Genomic DNA, 22,086 nt, shown 5'->3' with positions numbered 1-22,086 from the left:
TAGATCATTCAATGTACAGAAAAAGGCCTTGGACGCATAATGCGCCAAAGCGTTTTACTGTAACCAATTTTTTAACGCATAATAATTTGGGAATTTCTTCAGCGAGTCTTCGCAATGTTCGCAAATACTATCTACCGTTGTATCACCATTTTGCTCATGACGGATAAATTCTTTAGCATCTTGTTCATTTAGTTGATGAAGTTTACGAATACTATCTTCAGAATCAAATGGCAATACGCCTATTTCCGTGTTGCAATGACGACATCTGTAACGAATAGCCATAAGCATGCCTCCCTTTATAAAAAGTATAGACAGCTTTGACCTCTTTTATGCTTCAGAAATTAGTTGAAACGATTCATTACTTCTGCAAATGGTTTCTCTAACCAATATTCACAAGCATCTGAAGCACGAGCAAATGATTCTTGCATTAAAGGCTGTTCTTCTTTTGAAAATCTAGAAAGCACATAATCGGGTACTTTCATACCCGCTGGCGGACGACTAATGCCTACACGAATACGGTTAAAGTTTTGTGTCCCAATATGTTGAATCAATGATTTAATGCCATTATGACCACCTGCACTACCTTTTTGGCGAAGACGTAATTTACCTTTTTCTAAATCCAAATCATCATAAATAACAACGATATCCTCTACATCGATATCATAGTAATCCATCATTGGGCGAACTGATTCACCGGATAGATTCATATATGTAAGAGGCTTCATCAACAGTACTTTACCTTCTGGGCGGTGAGTCATTCCATACATGGCATTAAATTTTTGTTGATTTAAAGTAATGCCCCATTTTTCAGCTAAGCAATCAATTGTATCAAATCCCACATTGTGGTGTGTATGTTCATATTCTCTTCCTGGGTTTCCTAGACCAATAATTAGTTTCATATTTGGCATCTTCCTTTTCTAACTAATCACTGTTATTTTAACATATGCTTTGAAAATTAGAAAAAATAGCGCCCCTAGCTAGATAGAATTAAAAAACTTACGTCTCTATAAAGAAACGTAAGCCCCTATACGATTTTTCAAATTTCTTTTATAGTCTAGCATCAATTGATTATACTGCTTTATCTGCATCTGTTACGCTTGACGATTCTAGCTCTATTTCTATCACTGGAACAGAGATTGTCACTAATGTAATACTATCACTTGATGCAATTTTATAATTAACCTGATCTCGGATATCACCAATTGTTAATGTGTCACCAATTGCTAAATTAGAAACATCTACTTTAATATTTTCTGGAATATCAGAGGGCTTTGTACTTAACTTTAGCATGCGATTTGGCTGCTGTAAAATACCCCCATCTATTACACCTATTGCTCGCCCCTTTACAATGACAGGAACTTCAACTGTAATTAACGCTGACATATTAACCTCTAAAAAGTCTAAATGCACGAGCTTGTCTTTTAAAGAGTCTCTTTGTATATCTTTTATCACTGCTTTGATTTCCTTACCTTCAATATCTAGAGTGACAATAGCGTTTTTTCCATCCTTACGTAACGTCTTTTCAAACTCTCTTGCATTAATTGCGATTGGTGTTGACTCAATCTGATAGCCGTATACTACGGCCGGTACAAAACCATTCTTTCTTAAGGCTGACATTACAGACCGTTTTCCGACCTCACGTTTATTTGCATGAACTACAGTAATCATAAATTTTATGTCTCCTTCCAAAAATAAAATAACCACATTACACAATGTGTCCATTTATCTTAAGAATGAAACATTTTAATAACTTTAGATTTATCTAATTACAAGAGCCGCTTCTACTTTTATATAAAAAGCTCCACATCCTAAATAGATGTGGAGCTAAACTATTATTAAAAATTAATCAAATAATTTACTTACAGATTTGTTTTCGTAAATACGAACGATTGCATCAGCAAGTAATGTAGCAACTGATAATTCTTTTATTTTTGGTGATTTCTTTTCTTCCGGTAATTGAATTGAGTTTGTAACAACTAATTCTTTTATCACAGAGTTTTCAATACGTTCAATTGCTGGGCCTGATAATACAGGATGTGTGCAGCAAGCGTAGACTTCTTTTGCTCCGCTTTTTACAAGAGCTTCAGCACCAATTGTGATTGTACCTGCCGTATCAATGATATCATCAATTAAGATACAAACTTTTCCATCAACATTACCTACGATATTCATAACTTCTGCCACGTTTGGTTTTGGACGACGTTTATCGATAATAGCAATTGGTGTTTTTAAACGTTCAGCCATTTTACGAGCACGTGTTACGCCACCATGGTCAGGAGATACAACTACAACATCTTCTGGATTGAAGCCTTTTTGTTTGAAGTGATCAGATAACAATGGCACACCCATTAGGTGATCAATTAGAATATCGAAGAAACCTTGGATTTGCGGTGCATGTAAGTCAAGAACAACTACGCGAGTTGCACCAGCAGTTTCTAATAGGTTTGCCACTAATTTTGCCGTAATTGGTTCACGTGAGCGTGCTTTACGGTCTTGACGAGCATAGCCATAATAAGGCATTACTACGTTTACTGTACGTGCAGAGGCACGTTTTACAGCATCAACCATAATAAGTAGTTCCATTAAATTTTCATTTACTGGAGCTGATGTTGACTGAACAATAAATACGTCACAACCACGAATACTTTCCTCAATACTGATTTGAATTTCTCCATCACTGAAGTGTTTTACAGAACTTTTCCCTAATTCTACACCTACTTCTTTAGCGATTGCTGCTGCAAGTGGTTCGTTTGAATTTAGTGAAAAGATTTTTAAATTTGAGTTAGCATATTGATACGGCATGATGGCCTCCTGTTAATTTTTAATTATTTTAAATTTAATTTGTTAACATAGTTTTCTTTGTTTTCTTGTCGAGAACGTCCGATAGCGAGTGCATTGTCTGGAACATCATCTGTAACAGTTGAGCCAGCAGCGACAAATGATTTTTTGCCTATTGTGACAGGAGCTATTAAATTAGCATTACATCCAACAAAAGCATGATCTTCAATTACTGTTTGGTATTTATTTTTACCATCATAGTTTACAGTAATTGTGCCACAACCAATATTGACGTCAGTACCTACTGTCGCATCTCCTAAATAAGTTAGGTGTGAGGCTTTACTACCTTCGCCAAGTGTCGTTTTTTTCAATTCTACAAAATTACCAACTTTCGCACGATTACCCACATTAGATGCTGGACGTATATGCGCAAACGGGCCAATAGCAACGTCATCTCCAATTTGGCTATCTTCGACTACAGAGGAATGCACTGAAGTACGATTACCAATTTGGCTATTCTGAATTTGACTATTAGGTCCTATTAAACAATCTTCACCGATGACAGAAGCGCCTTCAATCATCACACCTGGTTGAATAACTGTATCACGACCAATCGTTGTTTCAACGCTAATATATGTGTTTTCAGGGTTAATAATTGTAACGCCATTACGCATATGATTTTCGTTAATACGGTTACGCATGATGCTTTCTGCTTGAGATAAAGCAATTCGATCGTTTACACCAAGTGTTTCGGAAAAGTTTTCTGTAACATATGCTGCTACAACTTCACCTTGTTTTTGCAAAATTTCAATCACATCTGGTAAATAATATTCACCTTGTGCATTATCATTGTTGACTAGTTTCAACGCAGCAAATAATGCCTTGTTATTAAAGCAGTATGTGCCTGTGTTGATTTCGGTTACTTTTTGTTGTTCAGGTGTTGCGTCTTTTTGTTCGACGATTTGGGCTACCTGACCATCATCCCTACGTAAAATACGACCGTAACCTTTAGGGTCTTCGGCTATTGCCGTTAAAATCGTTGCTTTTGCCTGATTTGCCTCGTGATATTCATATAGCGCTTTCATTGTTTCGGGACGAATCAATGGTGTATCGCCACAAATCACAATTGTAGTGCCTTCTAAATCACCAAGAAGTGGCTCCGCTTGTTGAACTGCATGAGCTGTCCCTAATTGTTCAGCTTGCAACACATATTCACTTTTATCTTTCAATTGCTCTTGAACCCTTTCAGCACCGTGACCAACAACAGTCACAATACGTTCTGTATTCAATTCTTGAATATGGTCTACTACATGTTCAACCATTGGCTTGCCACAAACTGGATGAAGAACTTTATATAATTTGGACTTCATACGCGTGCCTTGGCCGGCAGCCAAAATTACGGCATAAATATTCGTCATTTCGCAAGTCCTCCATTTAAGCAGATTTTCTCTTTAGACTATAAAGCAAATTTAATTAATTTTCAAGAGTTTGTAGCTTGACAAAACAACGATAAAACATTTATTATATAATTTCTTTTCTTTTCTACCAATAAAATTGAAATTTTCTCCTTTTAAGTAATAATAATCAATATTATTTTACTCTTTAATCTTCTCCATTAACTCTATTTTTCTATACATTCCATTTATTTTGATTTATGCTATGAATTTTTAAAAAATCCCCTGGCAAAAGAGTTCACTCTATCTTCCTTAGTGAAATTTAATATAAATTGATTGCTTTCTATATGATTTATAATTTTTAGATTTTTAGACATAGAAAAAAGAGCCTGCTTCAATTATTGAATGGCTCCTGTTTCAAGTCTTATTATGCTTTTTCCTCAAGTACTTGTGTTTCTTCCTCACTAGAATCAGCATATGCTGCTAATACAGATTCTTGAATCTTTGATCGTGTGCCCGAATTAATTGGGTGTGCAATATCACGGAACTCACCATCTGGCGTTCGTTTACTTGGCATTGCTACAAACAAGCCAGTATTTCCATCAATGACACGGATATCGTGCACGACGAATTCGTTGTCCAGTGTGATGGAAGCAATGGCACGCATACGGCCATCAGTCTCTACACGGCGAAGTCTCACATCTGTTACTTCCATTTTTTCACCACCTCTCATCTTGATGCTTAATTAGAATCTATTTACATATATTCAAGAAAAGTATAACTATTTCCTTCTTAATTTTAAACAATTTTTTAAAAATTTAAAAAATAATTTTCATTTTTGTAGAGAAAATTTTACAAAACAGACACTTTGGACGAGCAGTCTCTGCTTTATTTCTATCTAGCAACTCGATATAAGTCATCTCATCTTCTTGTTCATCAAATAGGTAGACACTCCCGATTCGTGCCTTAAAGTAGCGATGAAGGCTTAAAAAGTACGTTCTAGTTTTAAACTAAACTTTATTAATAGCTACAATTCATTTTTTATCCAAAGTGCATGCACAATAACTATCAGCATTTATATTTACCAGCGCCTAAATAAAAAACAAGCCACTTATAGTGACTTGTCTTATTTGTTAATAGATTTCTACTCAAATAGATTTTTAAGAGCTCTAGCAAAAAAATTAAATTAGTGCAATTACTTCAATTTCTACTTTTGCGTCTTTTGGTAATCTAGCAACTTCTACTGTTGTGCGCGCTGGTTTATGCGTACCAAAGTGTTTAGCATATTCATCGTTCATTGCTGCGAAATCTTCCATATCTGCAATAAAAACAGTTGTTTTTACAACTTTATCTAAAGAAGATCCAGCTTCTGCTAGAACAGCTTTAAGATTTTCAAAAACTTGGTTTGTTTGTTCTGTGATATCTCCATCTACAAACTCACCTGATGGTGTTAAAGGGATTTGTCCTGAACTATAAAAAAGATTGTTAACAATCATGCCTTGAACGTATGGTCCAATTGCTGCTGGTGCATTTTTTGTTGCTACTTCATTCATTACTTATTTCCACCCTTCTCAAAATAGTTTCCTTCACATAAAGCAATGGTACGATCTTTTTCATTTACTTCTTTTAATTTAATTAATGAATAATAATTATCCACTAAACGCTCATCGGGATGTTCAGCCTCTACTAGCACAGCAACACCTGCTAAAGTACAATCGAACTCTTCCAATAAATTTTTCATTCCATTCATTGTACCCCCGACCTTCATAAAGTCATCGGTGATCAGTACACGTTGGCCACTTTTCATACTACGCTTTGATAAAACCATTGTTTGTATACGGCGTGATGAGCCAGATACATAATTAATACTCACTGTAGAACCTTCTGTTACTTTGTTGTCACGACGCACAACAACAACTGGCACATTTAAATGTCTAGCAATCGCATGGGCAATTGAGATCCCTTTTGTTGCTACTGTCATGATGACATCTATTTCTTGATTGCAAAAAGCAGAGGCAAATACTTTACCTACACGATTTATCAATTCTGGATTCCCCAATAAATCAGTCATAAATAAATATCCACCTGGTAATAAACGATCGGAATGACTTAATTCTTTTATCAACTCTTGTATTACGTCTTTTACTGCTGCATCAGGTACTTTGGGAATATATTTAACCCCCCCTGCAGCTCCTGGGACCGTCATTAGAAGGCCAATCCCTCTTTCCTCAAATGTATCTTTAACAATCGACAAATCTTCACTAATTGAAGATTTTGCAGATTGATACAATTCTGCGAAAAATGTAAGGGGGATTAACTGCTGTGGATGCTCCATTAAATAATGCGTCATATCAACGAGACGCTCACTACGCTTCCATTTCATAAAATCCTCTCCTGAACACGAATGTTTTATACAAAAAATACCACAATTATACGCATTTAAGCAAGAATATCTCTTTCGCCTAGCATACGTACTGCATATACTTCATCACAAAAACCTCTAAGACCATTTACAATACGACTAACACGTGCTTTGTTTTGCACAAGTCCAAAAACCGTCGGTCCGCTTCCGCTCATCAATACAGCATCCGCCCCAAATCGGCTCATTTGTTCTTTAATTACCGCTACTTCTGGATGTAGCTTTAGTGTAACACTCTCTAATACGTTACTAACCGTATCGCATACGAGTTCATAATCTTTGCTTTCAATAGCTTGTCTCATCTGCATTGTATTTGGATGTTCAACTTCATCCATATTCAAGCCGCCATAAACCGCGGCTGTTGAGACACCAATTGTTGGCTTTGCTAGAACTACCCAACAGCTAGGTGGAGTGGCAATATGTTCGATTTTTTCACCGCGTCCTCTAGCAATTGCTGTTCCTCCATAGACACAAAAAGAAACATCCGAACCTATTTTAGCGCCTAGCTCTGCTAATTCATCGATTGATAGATTGAGATTCCACAATATATTAAGACCTTTTAATGTTGCTGCTGCGTCGCTACTACCACCAGCTAAACCAGCCGCTACAGGAATTTGCTTATCAATAGTAATAGATACACCGTCTTTAATGTTATATGTATCTTGCAATAACTTTGCTGCTTGATATGCTAGATTTCGTTGATCATCAGGAACAAAATTACTGCTGGAATGAATTAGTATTTGTCCATTATTACGATTTTTCAAACCCACACGATCGGCTAAATCAACCGTCGTCATGACCATTTCAACTTCATGATAACCATCCGGACGTTTATATAGTACATCAAGAGTTAAATTAATTTTGGCAGGTGCTTTTACATAAAGCATACCTCCGCCTCCTCCCTAAAAATATAAAAAAGAAGATGTCTATCTCCGTTCTTTATTCACTGAGTTCTATTCTACCACAGGAAAAGAAAGTTGAAACATTTCGTACTTGATCTCTAAAAGCTTTCCCATCTATTATTATTCATAAACAAAAAAATAGCTCTCCCCTATAAGTTTAGAGGGAGCTACTTTTTGTCAGTACGCTTTTTGTTATTTACTTAGTTTAGATTACTCTATTTTTGGCCTTCTTCCATCGCTTGTTGGCGTTCTGCCATTTCAATTGCTTTCTTCACCATGTTCCCGGCATCTCGTGCTTTGATTCCGCCCCAGCCCTCACGTTCTACGGTATCGTAAAAGCCTAATTCTTTTGCGATTTCAACTTTCAAACGATCAGACATAATTGACTTTCTCGCCAAACGAAATTCCTCCTTTAACGACTGACTATGCTAGTATATCCTTAAAAATAAAAAACACTCATAAAGCATTCTTTTAAAAGATAAAGAATGCTCTACAAGTGTCCGAACAAAATATTCGATTATAATAACACTTACTTATTTGGCTGCAGCAACTTTAGTTGCCTCGTCATCAAACGTAATCTCTACTGCTTCTGTTAAAATATCTGTGTAGCTGTAAGACACACGCTCAAAAGCGTTTTCGTCTTGATCAAGATCAACTACAAATACTGCGCGATATGTTTCACGTAATATTCCAGCGCGCTCAATCGTTTTCTTGCGACCACCGTTTGCTTTCAATTGCAAACGTCTACCCAAATGACAATCTAACGACTTTTTAATGTCGGCTAAAGTTTTTGGCATTTTCGCTTACACCTCACTATAAACCAGTATACATAATAAAGCCTTTTTTGTCAACACAAAAATTATATTTTAACAATCCAAGAAAGCGATGTCAATCACTTTTTTATATAAAACCTATATTTTTCGATCATTGTACCAATATATGGATTATCTTTTGAAATATGGATGTAGGGCATCTGCCAATTGTCCAAACTCTAAAATGGATAAAGTTTCACCTCTTCTTGTTGGGTCAATACCTACTTCTTCTAAAGCTGATAGTATTTGTTCTTTCTTTTCTTTACCATTTGGCAATTGTGATTGTAAATTATTTAATATTGTTTTACGTCGTTGTGCAAATGAACTACGAGTAACTTCAAATAAAAATGATTCGTCTATTACTTTCACAGGTGGCTCTGCATGACGTGTTAAGCGCAATACAGCTGAGTCAACATTTGGCTGTGGCATAAATACTGTTTTCGGTACAGTCATAACTACTTCTGCCTTCATATAATACTGCACTGCGATAGACAAGGAACCATATGCCTTTGTGCTAGGTACAGCTGAAATACGATCTGCTACTTCTTTTTGCATCATGACAACCATTCCGCGAATCGGCAAGTTTTCCATTAATAGCTTTAAAAGGATTGGCGTTGTCACATAATAGGGCAGGTTTGCTACGACCATTATGTCCTTATAATCAGCCAATTCCTCTTTAATAATATTCACTACATCTGCCTTTAGAACATCTGAATGTACAATTTTCACGTTGTCATATGGACTTAGTGTATCTTCTAATACTGGCAATAATCGTTGATCAATTTCAAAAGAAACAACTTTTCCAGCTTCACGCGCTAAATGTTCCGTCAATGCGCCAATGCCAGGACCAACTTCGATAGCAGCACTTTCTTTTGTTAAGTCTGCATAACTTACGATATTACGTAAAATGTTAGGGTCAATTAAAAAGTTTTGTCCTAGGCTTTTTTTAAATGAAAAACCATATTTTTTTAAAATTTCTTGCGTGCGTAAAGGTGTTGCAATATCTTTATGCATGTTGTTCCTCCTGATTCATCTGTGCAATTGCTTTTCCAAATTGCTCTTCTGTAATTTGAAACATCTTTAATCTTTTTACGAGTTGTTTACCATTTGTTGAACCAATATTCAAAAGCTCACCTAATCGTTCACGACGTCTTTTTGCATCAGGATGAGATAATAATTTTGCTGCGATTAAATCATCTAAAGTAATTGTACATGTTATTTCTTGTCCTGCTTCTTGTGGAGTATAAACTTTTGATAATGCATAACGAATATCTTCATCCTTAGCATGTTCGATTCCTAAACCTTTGCCATTTTTGGCAATTGTTTTTTCCTTTGGTAAAAATGCATGCTTCACTCCTGCTATACGCGCTTCGATAATAGCTCGAATACGGCGACCTGGATAATCAGGATCTGTAAATACAATAACACCTCTTACATCTTGAGCATGTTGAATGCTACGTAATGTTTCATCTGAGATCGCTGAACCATTCGTCTCAATCGTATCTGCATTTACAGCGCGCTTAATCGCTGTCGTATCATCTTTTCCTTCAACGACAATAATTTCTTTTATATCCACGGATATCAAATCCTCTTTTCTAAAAAGTTCCTTTGAACATTTTACTTCGATTCTACACTTATTGTACAGTAACGGAGAACAAATTAGACATTGTAATGTCTTCCGAATCTGAACGAGTAGCTTCAGCACTTATAGGGGTTAAACAGGTCGCCTCCGTTTTTATAATTAGGATTTGTTTAACAATATTGTTAATATTCCTTCCATATCGCTACAGGCGGACAAACCGACAAGCCTCTTCATCGCTTACGCTCGAGGCCACTGAAAAAGTGTAGTAATACAAATTTTTATAATATATATCTGCTATTGAATGAATATAGTTATACCAGATTTTTATCATAAATTTACATCTATTTTTACTTTTTCAGTGCCCTCCCAACGCTCACTTGCAGGGTCTCTTGTGGCTCGCTTTCACGTAAGGACTATGTCACTGAATTAACATCGCACGAAGGAAATACGAATGCCTTTTCGAGGAGTCGTCGCCGCCTTTCGCTCAAGTAGATTCGTTAAAGAAATTAACAATATCATACAACAGAGCATAAAATTAAAAAGCTTTCCCCTCCAGTATGGAAAAGAAAGCTTTCATTTTTTTATTTTTGAATTGTAACTTTTACTGTACGTCTTCCCCAATTATAGGCTTGTTTTTTTGATGGCATAAAGACATCAATTTTATGACCTTTAATTGAACCCCCAGTATCACCAGCAACAGCTAGTCCATAACCGTTTACATAAACCATTTTTCGTAAAGGTATTACTTTTGGATCTACTGCAATTACTTTTTTATATGGATTCTTGCGTAGATCGATACCAGTTGTTGTCTTACCTGAGCAACCATTACAATATGCCGTATACGCAGTAGATGTTACATACATAGACTTACCATTAAGAGAATTGGATACCTTTTTAATACCTGATTTCAAATAACTTTTTGACACATAGCCTACTTTACCACCATACGATACTTTGTACCATGAGCCTTTACGTCCTTTATACGTAACATTCTTGCCCTTTGGTATTACTTTAATAACTTTATACTTTGTCCCAGGACCTTTACGCATATTTAAGGTACCTGTTGTATGATACTTTTTAGGGTTACTTACTAGTGTAATCTCTTTGTTAGAATTTTCATTTGCAGAATCATGAGAGTCTTCCACTACATCGATGGCTTTTTCTACTCGAACGTCAGATGCGGTAGTGTCATTTGCATTTTGCGTATTCTCAGTGTCTAGAAGTTCGCTATTTTCTCCTGACTCAACTGCGGGTTGCTTTAAAAAGTCAGCGACCGTAGTCGAAGTTGCTCTTGCTAGTTCCTTGTATGTCTTATTTCCCTGTTCTTGTTCATACGAATTATTCGTATTCAATGAGGTTGATATTGCAAAATTGTTAGTATGTAATTTACTAACTGTATTTTTTGTTAAAAGTTTTTCTTGTTGTGTACCGTTTGTCTCAGCATTGGCAGTTTTAAAAGTAGCACCAAACAAAGTAGCTACTACAACAGCAAACGTTAGTATGAATGCTCCAATACTCCATACTCTGTGCTGATTCCTCAATGACTTTAAGAACAGTTTTTCCATGGAATTATTTGGCATGAAAAACGCCTCCTTATCACTCGTTGGATTATATAGGCTCTTTTTTTGACTGTCAACAGATTAGTTTTTTTCTAATATTTTACAAAAGAGTTAGAGATCCTGCTTTGAATGTGGGAGACGTTTGTTTATTTCGCTCTTTTTTTAAGCTTGAATTTTGAAAAAGTTATGCGCATTTTCAGTTGTTTTTTGAGCTACTTCTTCAACAGGTAAACCTTTTAATCGCGCGATTTCCTCAGCGACTAATGGAACTAACGAAGGCTCGTTTCTCTTACCGCGATATGGATGCGGTGCAAGATACGGAGCATCTGTTTCAATCATCAAATATTGTAAAGGAATTGCCGTTGCTACTTCTTTTGGTTTTTTTGCATTTTTGAATGTAACAGGGCCACCTAGACTAATCATAAAATTCATTTTGATACATACTTCTGCGGTTTCAACACTCCCGCTAAAACAATGCATCACGCCGCCAACCTCTTCAGCGTGTTCTTCTTGTAAAATGCGCACACAATCTTCAGTTGCTTCACGATTATGAATCACAATTGGTAAATTTACTCTTTTTGCTAGATGAATTTGTTTACGCAATAATTCTTGTTGAACATCTTTTGGTGATTTATCCCAGTAATAATCGAGCCCAGTTTCACCAATCGCAACAACTTTTGGATGTGCTGCTAACTTTTCGATCCATAGCAAATCTTCTTCTGTACAATCAATGGCATCGACTGGGTGCCAACCAATTGCTGCATATAGAAAATCGTATTTATCGATTAACTCCATTGCGCGAATAATGGTTGGTTGATCGAATCCAACAACGACCATTTCTTTTACATTCGCAGCTAATGCGCGATTGATTACTTCTTGTAAATCATCTTCATATTGTTCAGCATTCAAATGCACATGCGTATCTATAAACATATTCATTCTCCTCACATAATTTTCATTTTAGCTAAATAAACCATTTCACAGTTCACAGCTAAATTACATTTTAATTACAAATATTTCATTTTGAATTATACTTAATACCTAAGGACCAAACGAGCATCAGGTAACACTAATTCTTTTCACCTATACATAAAAATCGAATATATTAATTACCTATCAAAAATTGTAATATTTTTGAACCAATAGATACAAAAACCTGCTGTTTATCACCAGCAGGTTTTTTTAATGGATAGATTGGATAAATTATTTAACTTTGGCACCATTCTCTAATTTTTCGTCAACTGTTGCTAAAGTTAAAATACCATCTTTACTACCAGCTAATATCATTCCTTGTGATAATTCACCGCGAAGTTTTACTGGTTTTAAGTTTGCTACAACAATTACTTTACGTCCTACTAATTCTTCTGGTTTATAATATTCGGCAATACCTGACACAACTTGACGTTGTTCATAGCCCAAATCTAATTGTAGTTTTAATAATTTATCAGCTTTTGGCATTTTGTCACAAGCTGTAACTGTTGCCACTCGTAAATCAACTTTCATGAAATCATCTATAGTAATTTCAGGAACTTCGTCTTGAGAAGCTTCTTTCTTTTCTTCTTTTTTTGGTTCTTCGACAGTTTTTACTGATCCTCGCATTTGATCTCGAATATAAGTTACTTCTTCCTCAGTATCTAAACGAGGGAAAATAGGAACACCTTTGTCGATTACCTTTGTACCTGCAGGTATAACATTTTCTTCATTTAAAGAATCCCATGTAAGTATATCTTTTGATAACCCAAGTTGACGCACAATTTCCTTTGGTGCGTTTGTCATAAACGGTTGCAACATGACTGCAACACGACGTAGGCTTTCAGCTAAGTTATACATAACAGTTGCAAGTTGACTAGTGAGTGCTTCATCTTTTGCAAGTACCCATGGTTGTGTCTCATCTATATATTTATTTGTACGAGAAACTAATGCCCATACGTCTGCTAATACAACACTAAATTGCATTTTCTCCATATCTGCTTCGTATTTAGCTTGCGTTTCTTTTGCTTGTGCACTAAGAGCATGATCAAATTCCGTAGGTTCTAATCCTTCAGTTGGAATTATCCCATCAAAATATTTATTCATCATCGATACAGTACGGTTTAACAAATTACCAAGGTCATTAGCAAGGTCGAAATTAGTACGTTCGACAAATGATTCTGGTGAGAATACACCATCTTGACCAAATGGTAATTCACGTAATAAGAAGTATCGTGTTGCATCTAGGCCATAGCGTTCAATTAACATTTCAGGATATACAACATTTCCTTTTGATTTTGACATTTTGCCATCTTTCATCATAATGAAGCCATGAGCGAATACTTTTTTAGGAAGTGGTAAATCTAAAGCCATCAAGAAAATTGGCCAATAGATTGTATGGAATCTCACAATGTCCTTACCGACTACATGAACATCTGCTGGCCAGTATTTTTTGTAGTCTTCGTCATGATCTGTGTCATAACCTAATGTTGTTAGATAGTTCGTTAAAGCATCAACCCAAACATAAATAACATGCTTTGGATCTCCAGGAACACGAATACCCCAGTCAAAAGAAGTACGAGATACAGAAAGATCTTCTAATCCTGGTTTAATGAAATTATTTATCATTTCATTTTTGCGAGATTCCGGTTCAATGAATCCAGGATTTTCTTCATAATATTTTAAAAGACGATCTGCGTATTTCTTCATATTAAAGAAGTAAGATTCTTCTTTTACACGATGAACAGGGCGACCACAATCAGGACAATTACCGTTGTCTAGTTGTGTATCTGTAAAGAAAGATTCACACGGTGTACAATACCAACCCTCATATTCACCCTTGTAAATGTCGCCGTTATCTAAGAATTTTTTGAAAATTTTCTCTACAGCTTTAGTATGGCGCTCTTCTGTTGTTTGGATAAAGTCATCATAAGAGATGTCCATTAGCTTCCAAAGTTTTTTCGCAGCAGCTGCAATTTCATCAACATATTCTTTCGGATTTTTATTTGCTTCCTCTGCCTTTTCTTGAATCTTTTGGCCGTGTTCATCCATCCCTGTTTGGAATCGAACATCATAACCTCGTAATCGTTTGTAACGCGCCATTGTGTCTGCAGCTACAGTTGTGTACGCGGTACCAATATGGAATTTACCACTTGGGTAGTAAATTGGTGTTGTAATATAGAATGTTTTCTTTTCATTCGTCACGAAAACTTCCTCCAGTGCTATACAGTATACTTCCTATTCTATCGGAGTACGAAAAACCTTTCAATTAAAGTTTACTCAACTCAATTTTGTCTAATTTTGTCGAATAATATTTACAGACAAATCTATCCTAATTTTTAAGCAAAATAACGTATAAAAGTACAATAATTGTTTAAAATAAAATAAATTAATATGATTAATCTCCTTAAAGAACGGAAATATTTTGAAAAAGTGTTTAAAATACAGTCAAAAATAATTGACGTATATGTCATTAGTTGGTATGATATAGGACAGACACAGAGTTTATGTCGAATTTTGACGAAAAATAATATTAGAAAATATAGGAGGAACTCTCGTTATGAAATCTACTGGTATTGTACGTAAAGTTGATGAACTTGGTCGCGTGGTAATTCCAATTGAACTCCGCCGTACTTTAGGTATCGCAGAAAAAGATGCTTTAGAAATTTATGTGGATGATGATAAAATCATCTTAAAAAAATATATGCCTAATATGACTTGTGCTGTAACGGGTGAAGTATCTGATGATAACTTCCGTTTAGCTGGCGGTAACTTAATCCTTAGCCCAGAAGGTGCACAAATCCTTATTAAAGAAATCCAAGGTAAATTAAGCAAATAATTTCTTGGACAAATCAATTCGATCAACAAGATATACAAAAGTGAAATAATTTACTTAATTACCTTACCTTGTTTTCAAATGTGATTTTCATATATCAAAAAACCCATCCGAAATATTCGCCATTTCGGATGGGCTTTTTATTTATCTGATTACGACTGCTAGAAACTCAAAAGGCGACTTCCGATTCGAAATCTTTTAAGAATTGAATCTGAATAAGCATATACCTTTAGTTTTCAATATGATATTGTTGGTAAACATCTCTCTTTGCCAAATTACGAACTTTAGCTACTTCTTTAATCGCTTCTTTTGAAGACATCTTTTGATGCTCAATGAGCTGATCGACATGTTCTACAATAGATAGTTGATCCCACCAATTTTCTTCATCGTCATCTTCTTCATTTAGATTTCCTTCAACAACTATACAAAATTCCCCTCGTATTTCATTGCTATTCGCCCATTCAATTGCCTCATCTAAAGTTCCACGCAAAAATTCTTCAAATTTCTTTGTTAATTCACGAGCCATCACGATCCGACGATTACCAAATATCACTTGCATATCCTTCAGTGTATCCTTTAAGCGATGGGGTGCTTCGTAAAATAGAATGGTCTCATGACGCTTTTTCAATAACTCCAACGAATCTCTACGGTCTTTTTTATAACGACTCAAAAATCCATAAAAAAAGAATGGTTGAGGTACAAGACCAGAAGCGATTAAAGCTGTAATGGCTGCATTTGCACCTGGTACAGGAACAACTGCAAAGTCTTCTTCAATAGCTTTAGCAGCAATATCTGCACCAGGGTCTGAAATACAAGGCAATCCAGCATCACTGACAAGTGCTACTGTTTTCCCCTCATGCAAAAATTGAAGTAACTTTTCACCACCTTGTTCTTGGTTATGATCATGATAACTTATTAATGGCGTCTCTATTTCGAAGTAATTACAGAGTTTTTTCGTATTTCGTGTATCCTCTGCTGCAATAATATCTGCTTCTTTTAATATACGGATTGCACGCATTGTCATATCTTCCAAATTACCAATTGGCGTTGCTACTAAATATAAGCAACCACCATCCTCATGCATTGAGCTTTTCTGTGATTTCACTTTACCTCACTCCTTGTTGCAATATAGTTCGTCTTTTGTTGTCTTGTTAGTTGTTTAAAATAATATTCAGCACTCATAGCATCATGTTTTGTTTCAAATGTTTCAAAATAAATGCATCGTACGGGTCTACGTGCTCTTGTGTATTTTGCACCCTTACCAGAATTGTGTACAGCAACACGTCTCTCCAAATCATTTGTATATCCTGTATAGTACGTACCATCTAAACATTCTAAAACATACATGATATGATTATTGACTGTCGCCATATAGCATTTCTCTCACTTCAGCAGTATATTCACCATCTGCTCCGTATATATATAATGGAGGCAAAATTTTCAAATCCGGTTTACCATCTTTAATTCCTTCTATTAATAATGTATTTGCTTCTTTGCCTTCCTTAGGATAGACAAAGCGGATTCGTTTTGGTTCTAAACGATGTGCACGCATTGCCGTAACGATATCAAGTAATCTCCCTGGTCTATGGACAAAGGCTGCTTTACCACCTTGCTTTAGAAGCTTACTGGCTGAATATATCATTTCATCTAATTTTAAATAAATCTCATGTCTAGCAATAGCCACATGTTCTTTTAAGTTCTTTTCACTTGCTTCATTCGCTGGGAAATATGGAGGATTGCATGTTACAACATCATATTTTTCAATTCCTAACACTGAAGCAATTTTGCGCACATCACCTTGCATAATCGTAATTTGCTCTTGTAATTTGTTATATCTCACACTTCTCTCTGCCATATCAACGAGTCGATTTTGTAACTCGACCGCTGTAATCTGACCTTTCGTACGTGCACTCAAAAATAACGGAATTGCTCCATTTCCTGCGCATAAATCAACGAGATTTCCCTTTTGATACGGGACACTCACAAACTTAGATAATAAAACGGCATCCAATGAAAACGAAAAAACAGATGGACTTTGAATAATACGTAAATTCTCTGCTAATAAATAATCCATTCTTTCATCTTCCTTCAACCATTGTTCCATTTTTTTACCCTCCAACATAACAAAAGACTGACAACCACTACTTGAAGCGGGATCAGCCTTCTTTATCAATTATTGTTTATTTAAAAATGATAGGCAGAATAAACAATCCTCGCCTTTTCTTGAACTACCAAAATGGACATGACAAACATGATATCCTTCGTGATATAGTCGGGCTAAATTATCATAGCCTTCACCTACGTCAATTATTTCTTGTTTCTCTTCCTCGGCATTCGGCTCAACATGTCCTTCTGGTTTCACAGAAAGAACTTCTTCTAAACGTGTTCGAAGATGATGATTTTCCATTTGTAATGTTTGATGCTCTTCCATCATGAGTGCAACAAATTTCTTCAATGCCTCAAATTGTTTTTGCATCGATTCAAGCTGTTGTTCGAACTCCATAACAGTGTCTAAGAAATTACGGTCCTTCACTCAAGCCACCTCATTATTCCCTCTATTGGACTGAACTATTTTCATACTGTAATATTTCATCCAATGTATATTCTAAGATTCGTTGTTCCTCAAATAACTCAACTTGAAGCACTCGTTCTAATATATTCAGCCCAATTACCTTACCTCTACCATCTGGTGTTGTAATTGTTTCACCCATATCAGGCATTTGTTCACGAGCCTCTTCATATTCATCATTTTCATATTTTAAACAGCACATTAGACGTCCACACAATCCTGATATTTTCGAAGGATTAAGTGATAAGTTCTGATCTTTTGCCATTTTAATGGATACAGGCTCAAAGTCTCCTAAAAATGTTGAACAACATAGCATTCTTCCACAAGGGCCAATACCACCTAACATTTTCGCTTCATCTCGCACTCCAATTTGTCTTAATTCAATGCGTGTGCGGAAAATAGCTGCAAGGTCTTTTACTAATTCGCGGAAATCAACTCTTCCTTCTGCTGTGAAATAGAAGATAATTTTATTGCGATCAAATGTATATTCAACATCAACCAGTTTCATCTCTAATTCATGTTCTATAATTTTCTCTGTTGCTAAATCAAAGGCACGTTTAGATTCAAGAGCGTTTTCATCTACTTGTATACGATCACGTTCATTTGCTGGTCGCACTACTTGTTTTAGTGGCAAAACGACATCATTTTCTCCAACTTGTTTCATAGAGACAACGATTCTTCCATATTCAATACCCCTGGCAGTCTCTACAATAACATACTGCCCTTTTTCTAGAGAATAATCTCCAGGATCAAAATAATATATTTTACCCGCTTTTTTAAAGCGGACACCTACTACTTTATACAAAGGATCTTCCCTCCTGCAGATTCAGCATCAGCTGCTCCATCATCAACGTCTTGTTCATATTACTTTGCAATTGTTTACGAGCATTTAAAATGGCTTGCAATTGCGATGATAGCTTATCGAAGGTTGTGTGAAGTGCTACCTCTTTCCATGTTGAAAGTAAATCAGGATACGTACACATCGCCTCTGGATTTGCTTTAATTGCTACTATATCTCGGAAAGCAAATAACATTAAGTCTAATGCTAATTCTATTTGCTCTTTTTCTTTAAATAATGGTAACCAATCTTCATGTACAACTAACATTGCTTCATGTACATTTTTAAAGGTTGCTTCTACCAATTTTAACACTGTTTTTCTAGCCTGTGCAAACGCATCATCTTTTACAATCGAAAAAGCATCTTCTAAATCACTTGTCACCATGCTTACTGTAGCTGCCATAGACTGCGTAATCCCCTCAGCAACCAACTCTTTCATCATTGAATCCCGAGGAATTTCTTGAAATTTAATGTGCTGACAGCGCGAGCGAATCGTCGGTATGATTGCATTAATATTTTGCGTTACAAATATAGCTGTTACAACACCCTCAGGTTCCTCTAAAAACTTCAATAATTTATTAGCAGACTTTACATTTAAACGTTCAGCATTATGGATTACATATACTTTGCGCCCTGCTTCTAATCCTGTCTTACTCATCTCGTTTAGCAATTTTTCAATTGCATCTACCTTTATAAATTGTCCTTCAGGATATACTTGGTGAAAATTGGGGTGATTTCCTGATTTTATACGCTGGCAGCTTCGACATGTTTCACATGGAACATTATTTTGTGGATTTTCGCATAATAGTAGCCGAACAAAGTAAAGCATCACTTCTTCAGTGCCTGTACCTTTACCACCTTCAAATATATACGCATGTCCCACTCTGTTTTTTTCAAAAATTATTTGGAGCTGCTTCATCACTACTGGTTGTAATTTAAGTAGTTCTTCAGCTGTATGCATCATCATTCAACACCTTTTCATTGTTTGAAAAAATCCCGTGCTCCGAAATACCAAGAGACACGGGGTTTTACGTATAAAGATTGATTAACAATCCTTTAATCTCACCTATTTTAGCTAATAAGTCGACAGAATCCTTCTCTTCATTTAGAACGTCTTCTGTTAACTCAATAAGTTTTTCATCAATTGTATCTACTATTTTTAAGCGGCGGCCTTCACCAAATCGATTCCATGTATGAGATTGCTTCAGCTCCATACCATAGGAAACTGCTTCCTTTAAAAAGCGTTTAACTAACATCTTAAACTTTGCTAAATCACGTAAATTTTTAGATTTTGCAATACGATCGCCAGCTGTTGAAATATCACCTAATAATCTTGTTATTTGTTCGGTCTGCATACGTTGTCCAGACTTTACAACAAAATCCCCAAATCGCGTTGTTGGTTGGTGATTCGGCAGTTTTTGTCTAGTTGTATCCAATCCAATTCGCAGATCTTGGTTGATCTTCACTTAATTGTCTCCTCCGTCTCCTAGAAATGATGAAACTGTTCGATTGGTAACACGAAAACGGTTGCTCCCCCTACTTCAACTTCTACTGGGTAGGGGATATATGCATCTGCATTTCCACCCATTGGTGAAATAGGTGCCACCATTTGTTCCCGAGAACGACAATTATCGCGTATAACATCTAATACTTTATGAACTAGTGAATCCTCAGTACCAATCAAGAACGTTGTATTTCCTGAACGAAGAAATCCTCCTGTACTGGCCAATTTCGTTGCGCGAAATTCATTTTTCGTTAAAGCGTTTGAAAGACGGTTACTATCCTGATCTTGTACAACTGCCACAACTAATTTCATCGGCATTCACTCCTCTAATGTTATATAGGTTCTTCTATAAGTATAACATAGTTCACATTATCTCTTCATTTACTTTACAAAGCATTTCTCAAAACTTTCCAGACATTTTGGAAAACTTCTTCTAATGATTTGCTTGCATCAATTACATGGATTCTTTCGGGAAATTTCTCAGCTAACATCAAATACGCTTCTCTTACTTTTTGGTGAAATGCTAGACTTTCTATATCTAAGCGATTTACTTCACGTTCTTTATGCGAATTAATACGCGATAATCCAATCTCAGGATTTAAGTCAAAGAGAATAGTCATATCTGGCATATAATCACCAATGGCAAATTCATTGATAGATTCCACCCCCGTAATGCCTAACCCACGCCCAATGCCTTGATATGCTAAAGATGAATCTATAAAGCGATCACATAGAACCACTTTTCCTTGTTTTAGAGCAGGCTCTATTTTTTCTACAAAGTGCTGACTTCTTGCTGCAGCATATAATAGTGCTTCAGTTTTTGCATCCATCTCTGTATGTGCTGGGTTTAAAATGACTTGTCGAATCTCTTCCGCAATCACGCTGCCACCTGGTTCACGTGTTGCTACTACTTCTCTTCCCTCTTCTTGCAATTTACTAACAACCATTTTGAGTACAGTAGTCTTACCCGCTCCCTCTGGCCCTTCAAATGTAAAAAATAATTTATTCGTCATGACTAAACCCTCTCATATATACTATTACATACCATTATACATGATTGGTTCTAATTAATAATACTATTGCGTGTGCTAAAATATGTTAAAAAATCTAGCCATGCTCTTATTAAAGAAATTCGCCTAAAATGTTTACATCTTACCGCTGCTGTTTTTTATGATTAAACACAAGAAAAATCACTTTTAGGTTAACCTCATTCAAACCACTACAAATCCTTGCCTCTTTTATATCGTCTTTCCCTAAACCATTAGGATATCTTATCTCGAGAAGTTACATATAGATTGGATAAAAGGTTAAAGCAAAGATGTTCGTTTAATTTTGTAAAAAAAAGTTTCTTTTCATAATAAAATGAAGATGTTTTCTATTTTACCTTTTTATTTTTGAAAAAGAATGTTGCAATAACGGTTATAATAACTGCTGTTATTTTTAAGATTGATACGTTTCTAGACATATTTACCCCTTCCATATCAAATTACTTTCTTTTTCATAGAGCATCATTATTTTATTAATTATATAAAATTATAAATAGTCAGTTTATCAGTTGCTTTTATAATTTGCCAACTTTCTTTTGTGCTCTTTTATGTAATTTAGACCTCATAGATACATTATTCCTGCATAACCACTACTTGAAGTGTTAATTTCAAGAATCTTAATAAACTATTTCTTGGTAAATATTTTTAAAATACTTCCTGGCTATGAACGTCATAATTAAAGTATAAATCAAAAATAAAACGAATGCCCAATATTTTCAAAAGACATATTAAAAAAATAATCTCATAAAGAAAAAGCACAACTGAATAATCAGTTGTGCTTTAAGTGTGCCTAGCAACGTCCTACTCTCGCAGGGGGACAGCCCCCAACTACCATTGGCGCTAAAGAGCTTAACTTCTGTGTTCGGCATGGGAACAGG

26 protein-coding genes and 1 rRNA gene are annotated in these 22,086 nt (G+C 35.6%); 1 reads left to right on the top strand and 26 read right to left on the bottom strand.

The features are described from left to right. Positions 1-54: 54 nt before the first annotated feature. The 16 genes from ACIQ4I_RS20230 to metG form a co-directional block, all read right to left on the bottom strand. Positions 55-282 carry an anti-sigma-F factor Fin gene (locus ACIQ4I_RS20230; RefSeq protein ID WP_397536744.1) on the bottom strand — a complete coding sequence of 76 codons (228 nt, stop codon included), beginning with the start codon at positions 280-282 and terminating at the stop codon, positions 55-57. Between the two features lie 59 nt (positions 283-341). After that, on the bottom strand, positions 342-899 hold the full coding sequence (gene pth / locus ACIQ4I_RS20225; protein WP_403099466.1) for an aminoacyl-tRNA hydrolase: 558 nt from the start codon (positions 897-899) through the stop codon (positions 342-344). A 169-nt stretch (positions 900-1,068) separates the two neighbouring features. Further along, the gene (locus ACIQ4I_RS20220; RefSeq protein ID WP_403099465.1) at positions 1,069-1,668 is read right to left on the bottom strand and encodes a 50S ribosomal protein L25/general stress protein Ctc; all 600 of its coding nucleotides are present in this window, start codon (positions 1,666-1,668) and stop codon (positions 1,069-1,071) included. 174 nt (positions 1,669-1,842) lie between these two features. Beyond that, positions 1,843-2,802, bottom strand: coding sequence for a ribose-phosphate diphosphokinase (locus tag ACIQ4I_RS20215; protein WP_403099463.1), 960 nt, complete (start codon positions 2,800-2,802; stop codon positions 1,843-1,845). Between the two features lie 23 nt (positions 2,803-2,825). Next, positions 2,826-4,196 carry a bifunctional UDP-N-acetylglucosamine diphosphorylase/glucosamine-1-phosphate N-acetyltransferase GlmU gene (gene glmU, locus ACIQ4I_RS20210; protein ID WP_403099461.1) on the bottom strand — a complete coding sequence of 457 codons (1,371 nt, stop codon included), beginning with the start codon at positions 4,194-4,196 and terminating at the stop codon, positions 2,826-2,828. A 403-nt stretch (positions 4,197-4,599) separates the two neighbouring features. Further along, on the bottom strand, positions 4,600-4,887 hold the full coding sequence (gene spoVG, locus ACIQ4I_RS20205) for a septation regulator SpoVG (protein ID WP_397536739.1): 288 nt from the start codon (positions 4,885-4,887) through the stop codon (positions 4,600-4,602). Positions 4,888-5,353: 466 nt separating this feature from the next. Continuing rightward, positions 5,354-5,725 carry a RidA family protein gene (locus ACIQ4I_RS20200; protein ID WP_397536738.1) on the bottom strand — a complete coding sequence of 124 codons (372 nt, stop codon included), beginning with the start codon at positions 5,723-5,725 and terminating at the stop codon, positions 5,354-5,356. Next, on the bottom strand, positions 5,725-6,555 hold the full coding sequence (purR, locus tag ACIQ4I_RS20195; RefSeq protein WP_397536737.1) for a pur operon repressor: 831 nt from the start codon (positions 6,553-6,555) through the stop codon (positions 5,725-5,727). The genes ACIQ4I_RS20200 and purR overlap by 1 nt, the downstream gene beginning before the upstream one ends. Positions 6,556-6,611: 56 nt before the next feature. After that, positions 6,612-7,478 (bottom strand): 4-(cytidine 5'-diphospho)-2-C-methyl-D-erythritol kinase, encoded by an 867-nt coding sequence (gene ispE / locus ACIQ4I_RS20190; RefSeq protein WP_403099458.1) that lies wholly within the window; start codon positions 7,476-7,478, stop codon positions 6,612-6,614. 230 nt (positions 7,479-7,708) lie between these two features. Beyond that, on the bottom strand, positions 7,709-7,873 hold the full coding sequence (locus ACIQ4I_RS20185) for a small, acid-soluble spore protein, alpha/beta type (protein ID WP_403099514.1): 165 nt from the start codon (positions 7,871-7,873) through the stop codon (positions 7,709-7,711). A gap of 153 nt (positions 7,874-8,026) precedes the next feature. Continuing rightward, complete coding sequence (gene veg, locus ACIQ4I_RS20180) at positions 8,027-8,290, bottom strand: biofilm formation stimulator Veg (RefSeq protein WP_397536735.1); 264 nt, start codon at positions 8,288-8,290, stop codon at positions 8,027-8,029. A gap of 147 nt (positions 8,291-8,437) precedes the next feature. Further along, entirely contained in the window at positions 8,438-9,319 is an 882-nt protein-coding gene (gene rsmA / locus ACIQ4I_RS20175; RefSeq protein WP_397536734.1) for a 16S rRNA (adenine(1518)-N(6)/adenine(1519)-N(6))-dimethyltransferase RsmA, read from the bottom strand. After that, the gene (rnmV, locus tag ACIQ4I_RS20170; RefSeq protein WP_403099454.1) at positions 9,312-9,881 is read right to left on the bottom strand and encodes a ribonuclease M5; all 570 of its coding nucleotides are present in this window, start codon (positions 9,879-9,881) and stop codon (positions 9,312-9,314) included. Before rnmV ends, rsmA begins: the two co-directional genes overlap by 8 nt. 587 nt (positions 9,882-10,468) lie before the next feature. Beyond that, entirely contained in the window at positions 10,469-11,467 is a 999-nt protein-coding gene (locus ACIQ4I_RS20165; protein ID WP_403099453.1) for a 3D domain-containing protein, read from the bottom strand. Positions 11,468-11,608: 141 nt separating this feature from the next. After that, positions 11,609-12,379 (bottom strand): TatD family hydrolase, encoded by a 771-nt coding sequence (locus ACIQ4I_RS20160; protein ID WP_403099451.1) that lies wholly within the window; start codon positions 12,377-12,379, stop codon positions 11,609-11,611. Between the two features lie 270 nt (positions 12,380-12,649). Next, entirely contained in the window at positions 12,650-14,620 is a 1,971-nt protein-coding gene (metG, locus tag ACIQ4I_RS20155) for a methionine--tRNA ligase (RefSeq protein WP_403099449.1), read from the bottom strand. A gap of 355 nt (positions 14,621-14,975) precedes the next feature. Here metG and ACIQ4I_RS20150 point away from each other — a divergent pair, with 355 nt between their 5' ends. Beyond that, positions 14,976-15,254, top strand: coding sequence for a transition state genes transcriptional regulator AbrB (locus tag ACIQ4I_RS20150; protein WP_403099447.1), 279 nt, complete (start codon positions 14,976-14,978; stop codon positions 15,252-15,254). A gap of 226 nt (positions 15,255-15,480) precedes the next feature. Here the strand turns inward: ACIQ4I_RS20150 and rsmI are convergent, their stop codons facing one another. From rsmI to rrf, 10 genes are all read right to left on the bottom strand, one after another. Beyond that, complete coding sequence (gene rsmI / locus ACIQ4I_RS20145; protein WP_403099446.1) at positions 15,481-16,356, bottom strand: 16S rRNA (cytidine(1402)-2'-O)-methyltransferase; 876 nt, start codon at positions 16,354-16,356, stop codon at positions 15,481-15,483. Continuing rightward, positions 16,353-16,622, bottom strand: coding sequence for a GIY-YIG nuclease family protein (locus ACIQ4I_RS20140; RefSeq protein WP_403099444.1), 270 nt, complete (start codon positions 16,620-16,622; stop codon positions 16,353-16,355). Before ACIQ4I_RS20140 ends, rsmI begins: the two co-directional genes overlap by 4 nt. Continuing rightward, on the bottom strand, positions 16,606-17,355 hold the full coding sequence (locus tag ACIQ4I_RS20135; RefSeq protein ID WP_403099442.1) for a tRNA1(Val) (adenine(37)-N6)-methyltransferase: 750 nt from the start codon (positions 17,353-17,355) through the stop codon (positions 16,606-16,608). Before ACIQ4I_RS20135 ends, ACIQ4I_RS20140 begins: the two co-directional genes overlap by 17 nt. A gap of 69 nt (positions 17,356-17,424) precedes the next feature. Beyond that, complete coding sequence (gene yabA / locus ACIQ4I_RS20130) at positions 17,425-17,784, bottom strand: DNA replication initiation control protein YabA (protein WP_397536725.1); 360 nt, start codon at positions 17,782-17,784, stop codon at positions 17,425-17,427. A 22-nt stretch (positions 17,785-17,806) separates the two neighbouring features. Beyond that, positions 17,807-18,625, bottom strand: a complete 819-nt coding sequence (locus ACIQ4I_RS20125) for a PSP1 domain-containing protein (protein WP_397536724.1) — start codon at positions 18,623-18,625, stop codon at positions 17,807-17,809. Further along, positions 18,618-19,622: a DNA polymerase III subunit delta' gene (gene holB / locus ACIQ4I_RS20120; protein ID WP_403099512.1), complete on the bottom strand. Its 1,005-nt coding sequence runs from the start codon at positions 19,620-19,622 to the stop codon at positions 18,618-18,620. Before holB ends, ACIQ4I_RS20125 begins: the two co-directional genes overlap by 8 nt. 64 nt (positions 19,623-19,686) lie before the next feature. Further along, on the bottom strand, positions 19,687-20,124 hold the full coding sequence (locus ACIQ4I_RS20115; protein ID WP_397536723.1) for a YaaR family protein: 438 nt from the start codon (positions 20,122-20,124) through the stop codon (positions 19,687-19,689). A 20-nt stretch (positions 20,125-20,144) separates the two neighbouring features. Then, a complete protein-coding gene (locus tag ACIQ4I_RS20110) occupies positions 20,145-20,474 on the bottom strand; it encodes a cyclic-di-AMP receptor (RefSeq protein WP_403099438.1) in 330 nt (109 codons plus the stop codon). A 74-nt stretch (positions 20,475-20,548) separates the two neighbouring features. Next, entirely contained in the window at positions 20,549-21,175 is a 627-nt protein-coding gene (gene tmk / locus ACIQ4I_RS20105; RefSeq protein ID WP_403099436.1) for a dTMP kinase, read from the bottom strand. An 821-nt stretch (positions 21,176-21,996) separates the two neighbouring features. Further along, positions 21,997-22,086, bottom strand: a 5S ribosomal RNA gene (gene rrf / locus ACIQ4I_RS20100); the annotation flags it as partial.

Source organism: Rummeliibacillus sp. NPDC094406 (assembly GCF_044763875.1).
In the GTDB taxonomy this organism is placed as follows: Bacteria; Bacillota; Bacilli; order Bacillales_A; family Planococcaceae; genus Rummeliibacillus.
This window is presented reverse-complemented; position numbering and strand designations above follow the sequence as displayed.

Excerpts from the sequence above, each read along its gene's own strand:
- ACIQ4I_RS20230 (WP_397536744.1), bottom strand. The coding sequence starts at position 282 with ATGGCTATTCGTTACAGATGTCGTCATTGCAACACGGAAATAGGCGTA.
- pth (WP_403099466.1), bottom strand. The coding sequence starts at position 899 with ATGAAACTAATTATTGGTCTAGGAAACCCAGGAAGAGAATATGAACAT.
- ACIQ4I_RS20220 (WP_403099465.1), bottom strand. The coding sequence starts at position 1,668 with ATGATTACTGTAGTTCATGCAAATAAACGTGAGGTCGGAAAACGGTCT.
- ACIQ4I_RS20215 (WP_403099463.1), bottom strand. The coding sequence starts at position 2,802 with ATGCCGTATCAATATGCTAACTCAAATTTAAAAATCTTTTCACTAAAT.
- glmU (WP_403099461.1), bottom strand. The coding sequence starts at position 4,196 with ATGACGAATATTTATGCCGTAATTTTGGCTGCCGGCCAAGGCACGCGT.
- spoVG (WP_397536739.1), bottom strand. The coding sequence starts at position 4,887 with ATGGAAGTAACAGATGTGAGACTTCGCCGTGTAGAGACTGATGGCCGT.
- ACIQ4I_RS20200 (WP_397536738.1), bottom strand. The coding sequence starts at position 5,725 with ATGAATGAAGTAGCAACAAAAAATGCACCAGCAGCAATTGGACCATAC.
- purR (WP_397536737.1), bottom strand. The coding sequence starts at position 6,555 with ATGAAATGGAAGCGTAGTGAGCGTCTCGTTGATATGACGCATTATTTA.
- ispE (WP_403099458.1), bottom strand. The coding sequence starts at position 7,478 with ATGCTTTATGTAAAAGCACCTGCCAAAATTAATTTAACTCTTGATGTA.
- ACIQ4I_RS20185 (WP_403099514.1), bottom strand. The coding sequence starts at position 7,873 with ATGTCTGATCGTTTGAAAGTTGAAATCGCAAAAGAATTAGGCTTTTAC.
- veg (WP_397536735.1), bottom strand. The coding sequence starts at position 8,290 with ATGCCAAAAACTTTAGCCGACATTAAAAAGTCGTTAGATTGTCATTTG.
- rsmA (WP_397536734.1), bottom strand. The coding sequence starts at position 9,319 with ATGCATAAAGATATTGCAACACCTTTACGCACGCAAGAAATTTTAAAA.
- ACIQ4I_RS20165 (WP_403099453.1), bottom strand. The coding sequence starts at position 11,467 with ATGCCAAATAATTCCATGGAAAAACTGTTCTTAAAGTCATTGAGGAAT.
- ACIQ4I_RS20160 (WP_403099451.1), bottom strand. The coding sequence starts at position 12,379 with ATGTTTATAGATACGCATGTGCATTTGAATGCTGAACAATATGAAGAT.
- ACIQ4I_RS20150 (WP_403099447.1), top strand. The coding sequence starts at position 14,976 with ATGAAATCTACTGGTATTGTACGTAAAGTTGATGAACTTGGTCGCGTG.
- ACIQ4I_RS20140 (WP_403099444.1), bottom strand. The coding sequence starts at position 16,622 with ATGGCGACAGTCAATAATCATATCATGTATGTTTTAGAATGTTTAGAT.
- ACIQ4I_RS20135 (WP_403099442.1), bottom strand. The coding sequence starts at position 17,355 with ATGGAACAATGGTTGAAGGAAGATGAAAGAATGGATTATTTATTAGCA.
- holB (WP_403099512.1), bottom strand. The coding sequence starts at position 19,622 with ATGATGCATACAGCTGAAGAACTACTTAAATTACAACCAGTAGTGATG.
- ACIQ4I_RS20110 (WP_403099438.1), bottom strand. The coding sequence starts at position 20,474 with ATGAAATTAGTTGTGGCAGTTGTACAAGATCAGGATAGTAACCGTCTT.
- tmk (WP_403099436.1), bottom strand. The coding sequence starts at position 21,175 with ATGACGAATAAATTATTTTTTACATTTGAAGGGCCAGAGGGAGCGGGT.